This is a genomic window from Piscinibacter sp. (assembly GCF_050175855.1).
Lineage (GTDB): Bacteria > Pseudomonadota > Gammaproteobacteria > Burkholderiales > Burkholderiaceae_C > Piscinibacter.
Map to the genome: position 1 here is coordinate 1 of NZ_JBFXIO010000268.1, position 7,269 is coordinate 7,269.

Genomic DNA, 7,269 nt, shown 5'->3' on the forward strand with positions numbered 1-7,269 from the left:
GTCGCCAAATGCCCGTATTGCGATTTCAACAGCCACGTGCGCGCGCGCGTCGACCAGGGGCGCTGGCGCCACGCGCTGCTGGCCGAGCTGGAACATGCCGCCCAGGAGGCGCCGGACCGCAGCGTCGAGGAGGAGCGTGACCTCGCCCAGCTGCAGATCGGCGCGATGATGGACACCGCCGGCGTCGGCCTGGCCACCTTCCAGGAGTCTGCCGGATGGGTGCGCCAGCGCCAGCGCCAGGGCGGCAGTGGTGCTGGCGGGCCTTCGGCCCTGCAGGCCATCGGCCGCGACGTCGTGCTGCCCGAGTCGATCCCCGAATACGAACGACTGCAACGCGCCCTGCGCCTGGGCGAGCGCGCCGAGGTGCGCTATGCCGTCCGCCACCCCGAGCTCGGCCAGCGCTGGCTGCTGACGCGCGTGGAGCCGGCCACGCTGGCCTCCGGGCAGCGCACCACCTCGGTGGTGACGCTGGACGTCACCGAGCAGGAGCAGGCGCGCTCGCGCAGCGAGGAGCTGCTGCGCGAGATGACCAGCATCCTGGAGAGCACGGTCACCGGCATCGCCCACCTGCGCGGCGAGCACCTGGTGCGCTGCAACCACCGCTTCGAGGCCATGCTCGGGCTGCGGCCGGGCATCGCCGCCGGCCGCACCCTGCACGAGCTGTTCGCCGCGCAGCCGCAGGTGCTCGATGCGGCCGCGCAGGCGCAGCGCACGCTGGCCGAAGGCGAGGTGCTCGAGGCCGAGTTCGAGTTCACCCCGCCGGGCCAGGCACCGCTGTGGTACGGCCTGTCGGTGCGGCGCACCGATGGCGCTTCGGGTGCGGTGGAGCTGATCGCGGTGCTGTCCGACATCACCCGGCTGAAGCTGCAGCAGACCGAACTGGAGCTGGCCGCACGCGACCGCGAGCTGATGTTCAGCCTCTCCGAAGTGGGCATCGCCTCGGTGCGCGACGGCCGCATCCAGCGTGCCAACGACGCGCTGGCCCAGCTCGCCGGCTGGCCGGCGGCCGACCTCGCCGGGCTCACGCTGTCGATGCTCTATGCCGATCCGGCCGACTACGCGAAGCGCTGGCCGCACCAGGAGCGCGAGTTGCGTGCCCACGGCCGCTGGAGTGGCGAGCTGCAGCTGCGCCGCCGCGACGGCAGCCTGCTGTGGGTGCAGCTCGGCCTGCGCCTGGTACAGCAGGGCGACCTGTCGGCCGGCTTCATCGCCAGCTTCGTCAACGTCGACGCGCGCCACCGCGCCGAACTCGCCGTGGCATTGCAGGCCGAGCGCACGCGCGCCATCCTCGATTCGGTGCTGGTGGGCATCGTCACCGTCGGCGCCAGCGGCATCGAGTGGATGAACCGCTCGGCGCGGCGCATGTTCGGCGGCGACCTCGCCGACTTCCTCAACCAGCCGATCTCGACCGTGGCCACGCCGGAGCCGACGCACCCGTTCCGGCGCACCCATTACCTGAAGGAGCTGGCCGAGGGCCAGGCCGAGACTTTCGAGTGCCGCGTCAAGGCACGCGACGGCCGCGAGTTCTGGGTGGTCGGCAACGCGGTGGCCACCAGTCGCGAATCCACCGGCCGCCAGCTCACCTACGCGCTGCTCGACATCGAGCGGCGCCGCCAGGCCGAGGCGCGCATGTCGGAGGCGCAGGCCTCGCTGCAGCGCATCATCGAGGCCGCGCCGATGGCGATCACGCTGCGCGAGGCGCGCACGCTGAAGGTCCTCCAGGCCAACCAGGTGGCGGCTCGCAATGCCGGCATGACGCCGCAGCAGCTGGTGGGCCTCGCGCCGGAGCAGCTGTTCGATGCGCCCACCGCCGCGCAGCGCCGCGCCGACATGGAGCAGGCGCTGGCCGGCCGCGAGCTGACGCAGCACGAGTACAGCATCGAGGTCAACGGCGTCACCCAGGTGTGGGACGCGCGCTACCTGCCGCTGTCCACCCAGCCCGGCCAGCCGCCCGACCAGCTGCTGATGGTGGCCACCGACGTGACCGAGCAGCGCGCCGCGCAGGAGGCCCGCTTCGAGGCGGCCATCGCGCAGCGCGAGATGCTGGTCAAGGAAGTGCACCACCGCATCAAGAACAACCTGCAGGGCGTGGCCGGCTTGCTGCAGCAGATCGGCCAGCGGCGGCCCGAGGTGGCCGGCGTCATGTCGGAGGTGATCGGCCAGGTGCAGGCCATCGCGCAGGTCTACGGCCTGCAGGTGGGCGCGACCGGTCCGCTGCGCGTCAAGAGCGTGGTCGAGGCGATCGCCGGCTCGGTGCAGCGCACCTTCGGCCGCACCATCCGCTTCTCGCTGGAGGGGCCGGCGCCGCACCGCTGGGCGCTGCCGGAGGCCGAGTCGATTCCGATCGCGCTGACCGTGAACGAACTGCTGACCAACGCGGTGAAGCACAGCGCCGGCGCCGACGTCTGCTGCACGCTGACCTGCGGCGAGGAGGGCGTGCGCATCGCCATTGGCAACGCCGGCCGGCTGCCGGAGGGCTTCAACCTGGCCCGGGTGCCGGGCGGTGTCTCCGGTCTTGGCCTGGTGCGCGCGCTGCTGCCGCGGCGCAGTGCCTCGCTGGCCATCGAGCAGCAGGGTGAGCACGTGATGGCCACCGTGACGCTCGACCCGCCGAGCATCTCGCGGCTGGATCCGGCGTGACCGCAGCGGCTGTCTTTCGCGGACAATCCGCGTCAACTGTGATCTCGCGAGAGGACGCGAAGGTGGCTGCGACGGGCAAGGGCACGATCCTGGTGGTGGACGACGACCGGCTGGTGCTGGCCACGCTGGTCCATGGCCTCGTGCAGGCCGGCTACGAGGTGATCGATGCCGACAACGGCGACGACGCCATCCTGCTCGCCCGCGAGCGGCGGCCTGACCTGGCGCTGCTGGACATCCGCATGGAGGGCAAGAGCGGCTTCGACGTCGCCGAGACCCTGCGCGACAAGTACCGCATCCCCTTCATGTTCCTGTCGGCGTTCTCCGACGACGCCACCGTGGCGCAGGTCAAGGCGCTCGGCGCCGTGGCCTACCTCGTCAAGCCGCTGGACATCCGCCAGATCGTGCCGGCGGTGGAGGCGGCGCTGGCCAACGTCGGCGCGCGCCGCGCGGCGCCGGCCGAATCGCCGGTGGCTGCGCCCGCGACGACCGCCGAGTCTCTCGATCCAACAGTCGCGATGGCGGTCGGCGTGCTGATGCACCGCTATTCATTGGCTCGCGGGCCGGCGCTCGAGAGGCTGCGCCGGCAGGCTTCGACCGAACAACGGCCTCTGGCCGATCAGGCCGAGCGGCTGCTGCAGGCGGTGGAACTGCTCTCGAACCCGGGGAGTTGAAGGGGGAAGGTCCGGCGCCGGGCCGCCCCAGGCCGGACGGCGCCCCTCGGGGGCAGGAGCGCAGCGACTGGGGGGCTTGATTCAGGCCGGCGGCAGCGAGAAGTGAAAGCTCGCGCCGCGGTCGACCTCGGCCTCGGCCCAGACCTCGCCGCCGTGGCGCCGTACGATGCGCCGCACGGTGGCCAGGCCGATGCCCGTGCCCTGGAAGTCGCTGGCGCTGTGCAGGCGCTGGAACACGCCGAACAGCCGCTCGGCGAAGCGCATGTCGAAGCCGGCGCCGTTGTCGCGCACGGTGTAGGTGTCGGGATGCTGCGGCCGGCGCTCCAGCCACACTTCGGGCGCGCGCGTCTTGCCGGTGTACTTCCAGGCGTTGCCGAGCAGGTTCTCCAGCACCAGGCGCAGCAGCGTGGGGTCGCCCATCACCTGCAGGCCGGGCTCGATGTGCAACGTGACCTCGCGGCCCGGCGACTGGCGGCGCAGGTCTTCGGCCACGTAGGCGGCCAGCTGCGAGAGGTTGACCGGCTGGCGCGACAGCGGCTGCGTCGACAGCCGCGAGAGCGTCAGCAGCGCGTCGATCATCGCGTTCATCCGCGCCGCCGCACCGAGCACGCGGTCGAGGTGGTCGTTGCCGATGCGGTCGAGCGAGCCGCCGTAGTCCTCCTTGAGGATCTTGGTGAAGCCCTCGACGACGCGTATCGGCGCACGCAGGTCGTGCGAGACGGTGTAGCTGAACGACTCGCGCTCGGCCTCGGTGTCTGCATCCGCCGGTGCGGCCGCAGGTTCCTCGATCACGCGCAGCGTGCCGGCGTAGCCGGCGAAGCGGCCTTCGTCGTCGCTCACCGGCCGGCCGCGCAGCAGCACGCGGCGTGCGGGCTGGTCGGCCGCCGGGGCGAAGCGGGCCTCGAGGTCGTGCAGCGGCGCCCGGCCGTCCAGCCGCTGCTGCAGCGCCTGCGGCGAGGCGGCGGCGATGCGCTCCGCCAGCGCCAGGCCGACCCCTTGCACCGGGGCGGCGTCGGCGCCGGACGGCGGGCGCAGCTCGACCAGCCGGTGTGCGGCGTCGCTGCGCCACTGCCAGACGTCGAGTTGCTCCTGCAGCATCCGAAGCTCCTCGCGGGCGCGACGCAGCGCCTCGCGCGTCCGCGCATGCTGGCGGGCCCACCCGTAGGCGAGCAGGGCGCCGATCAGCAGCGAGGGCAGGACGAAGCCCCAGGGGGACAGCGCGGACATGCGACCGATTGTAAGGAGCACCCCCGCGGCGGCCGGCCGGCTCCGGGGTTCAAGTTCGGGGGCGGGGCGCCGAAGACGGACTGTGCCTCGCTGCACCGACGACGATGCTGTTCCGACTCTCGCGCATCCTGTTCTGGATGGCGGCCGCCGCGGCCGCCACGGCCCTGTTCGGGCCGACCGACCTGGCCACGCCGCTGACGGCGCTGGCCGGCCTCGGCGTGCTCGCGGCCTATGCGCTGGCGCGGATCGCACTGCGCCGCGATCGCCGCGTCGCCGCCATCGCGCCCGACAGCACGCCGGCGAAGCTGCATGCCGCGGCCCTGGCCGACATCGCCTTGCGCTTGAACCAGGCCACTGCGGAGGCCGCTTCGCTCGAGGCTGCGGCGCTGGCTGCCGCCGCCACGCTGCGCGCCGAGCTCGGCGCGCGCGAGGCCACCGTCCACCGCGTGCGGGCCGTGGTGCCGCCGTTCGTGGACTTGGTCACGATCACCGCTGACGGCCTGCCCGGCATCGAGCACCGGGTGCGCCTGGAGCGATCGCCGCTGGGCGAGGCGGTGCGCGAAGGCCGCGTGGCCGGCGCCGGCGACGGCCCGTTCGGGATTCCCGTGCGAGGCTCCGACGGTCGCTGGGCCGCGGTGATCGAGCTCGGGGTCGTGGCACTGCAGGGCGAGCCGGGTGGACTGGAGGCCCTCTTCGAACGGCTCGCCGGGCGCCTTGCGCAGTTGGCGCGCGCTGACGCTGCGGGCGAAGCCACGCTTGGCGAGCCTTGCCGTGACATCCTCACGCCAAGGGGTGGCTCCGAGGGCACGCCCTCCTGGGCGCAAGGTGGCGGATGTCGGACACAATACCCTGAAACAGTTGTCACCCCGGATCCCTTGCCCGCCGCCGCCGTGTCCGTTGCCCCGAACCGTTCGCCTGCGCCTGCCCAGCTCGATGCCCAGGCACTGGAGCGGCTGCGCGAACTCGACCCGAAGGGCGAGAACCAGCTGATCGAGCGGGTGCTGAGGGCCTTCGAGAGCTCGGTCGAGCGGCTGCTTCCGCAGCTCGAGGCGGCGCGCGCGAGCGGCGACCGTGCCGGCGTGCGCCACGTGGCCCATACCTTGAAGTCGTCTTCCGCGAGCATCGGCGCGCTGGCGCTGTCGCAGCACTGCGCCGCGGTCGAGACCCTCATCCGCGAGAACAGCGCAGACGACCTGCAGGCGCCGCTGACCGCGCTCGTGGCCGAGCTGGACGCCGTCCGCCAGGCCATCCGCAGCATGCTCGACCCCGCCTCATGAGCCCTCACGCCGCCCGCGACGACGATGACCTGCCCGGCCAGCCCCGGGTGCTGCTGGTCGACGACGACGAGGTCAACCTGCTGCTGACCTCGATCGCGCTGCGCGAGCGCGGCTTCGACATCACCGAGGCCACCAGCGGCGAGCAGGCCATGCGCATCCTCACCGAGTGGCTGCCCGACGTGGTGGTGCTCGACGCGATGATGCCGGGGCTGGACGGCTTCGAGACCTGCCGGCAGCTGCGCCAGCTGCCCGGCTTCGAATCGCTGCCGGTGCTGATGCTGACCGGGCTGGACGACGACGCCTCGATCACCCGCGCCTACGAGGCCGGGGCGACGGACTTCTTCGTCAAGTCCACCCAATGGAGCCTGCTGTCGGGCCGCCTGCGCTACCTGCTGCGCTCGGCGCGCACGAGGCTCGAGCTGGAGCGCAACAAGTCGCGCCTGGCCCGTGCACAGGACCTGGCCCGCATGGGCAGCTTCGACTGGAAGCGCGGCGTCGGCGGCCCGGTGTTCTCGGCCGAAGGCCTGCGCGTGTTCGGCCTCGCGCCCGACGAATCGCTGCCCTTCCGCACGCTGCTGCGCATGCTGCCCGCCGAAGACCGCGCCGGCCTGCTCACCGTGCTGCGCGAGGTCATCAAGCACAGCTCGGTGCTGGCCACCGACGTGCCGGTCACGTTGCTCGACGGCCGCCAGCGCATCGTGCACGTCGAGGCCGAGCCGGAGTTCAATGAGTTCGGCAACCTGATCGGCTACTCCGGCATCGTGCAGGACGTGACCGACCGGCGCATGGCCGAGGACAAGATCAAGCACCTGGCCAACTTCGACGGCCTGACCGGCCTGCCGAACCGCCGCCAGCTGATCTGGCGCACCGAGCGAGCGCTCGAGCATGCGCGGCGGCTGGGCCACCAGGTGGCGCTGCTGCTGATCGACCTGGATCGCTTCAAGGTCATCAACGACACGCTGGGCCACGGCGCCGGCGACGAGCTGCTGATGGAAGTGTCGCGCCGGCTGCGTTCCTGCGTGCGCCACTCCGACCAGGTGATGGAGAGCTCGCTGGAGGCCATGGGCTCGCGCTCGCATCGCACGCTGGAGGCCGTGGGCCGTCTCGGCGGCGACGAGTTCGTGGCGCTGCTGCCCGAGGTGTCCGACGAGCGCGACGCCGAGCGCGTGGCCAAGCGAATCCTCGACCTGATGCGCGAGCCGATCTTCGTCGGCGGCCAGGAATGCTTCGTGACCGCCAGCGTCGGCATCGCGCTGTACCCGCGCGACGGCGCGACCATGGCCGACGTGCTGCGCAACGCCGACGTGGCGATGTACGCGGTCAAGTCCGCCGGCCGCAACAACGCCACGCTGTACTCGCCGATGCTCGCCGGCAAGGGCCGCGAGAAGCTCGCCCTCGAGACCGACCTGCACAAGGCGCTGGAGCGCGAGGAACTCGTCTTGCACTACCAGCCG

The 7,269-nt window shown here is 72.3% G+C and carries 5 protein-coding genes; 4 read left to right on the plus strand and 1 reads right to left on the minus strand.

The window, feature by feature from the left end; translation table 11 throughout:
• Together AB7U92_RS18275 and AB7U92_RS18280 are read left to right on the plus strand one after the other, a co-directional pair.
• Window positions 1–2,640: PAS domain S-box protein (locus AB7U92_RS18275; RefSeq protein WP_428580143.1), on the plus strand; the 2,640-nt coding region annotated here is incomplete at its 5' end.
• 62 nt (window positions 2,641–2,702) lie between these two features.
• Window positions 2,703–3,311, plus strand: a complete 609-nt coding sequence (locus tag AB7U92_RS18280; RefSeq protein ID WP_428580146.1) for an ANTAR domain-containing response regulator — start codon at window positions 2,703–2,705, stop codon at window positions 3,309–3,311.
• A gap of 81 nt (window positions 3,312–3,392) precedes the next feature.
• Here AB7U92_RS18280 and AB7U92_RS18285 read toward each other — a convergent pair whose 3' ends face one another.
• Entirely contained in the window at window positions 3,393–4,538 is a 1,146-nt protein-coding gene (locus tag AB7U92_RS18285; RefSeq protein ID WP_428580149.1) for a sensor histidine kinase, read from the minus strand.
• Between the two features lie 104 nt (window positions 4,539–4,642).
• Between AB7U92_RS18285 and AB7U92_RS18290 the strand changes: the two genes are divergently transcribed.
• Entirely contained in the window at window positions 4,643–5,815 is a 1,173-nt protein-coding gene (locus tag AB7U92_RS18290; protein ID WP_428580152.1) for an Hpt domain-containing protein, read from the plus strand.
• Window positions 5,812–7,269: putative bifunctional diguanylate cyclase/phosphodiesterase (locus AB7U92_RS18295; RefSeq protein ID WP_428580155.1), on the plus strand; the 1,458-nt coding region annotated here is incomplete at its 3' end. The genes AB7U92_RS18290 and AB7U92_RS18295, both read left to right, overlap by 4 nt.

What these genes read in the sequence shown, in the direction of transcription:
- AB7U92_RS18285 (WP_428580149.1), bottom strand. Translation starts at nt 4,538, where the DNA reads ATGTCCGCGCTGTCCCCCTGGGGCTTCGTCCTGCCCTCGCTGCTGATC.
- AB7U92_RS18290 (WP_428580152.1), top strand. Translation starts at nt 4,643, where the DNA reads ATGCTGTTCCGACTCTCGCGCATCCTGTTCTGGATGGCGGCCGCCGCG.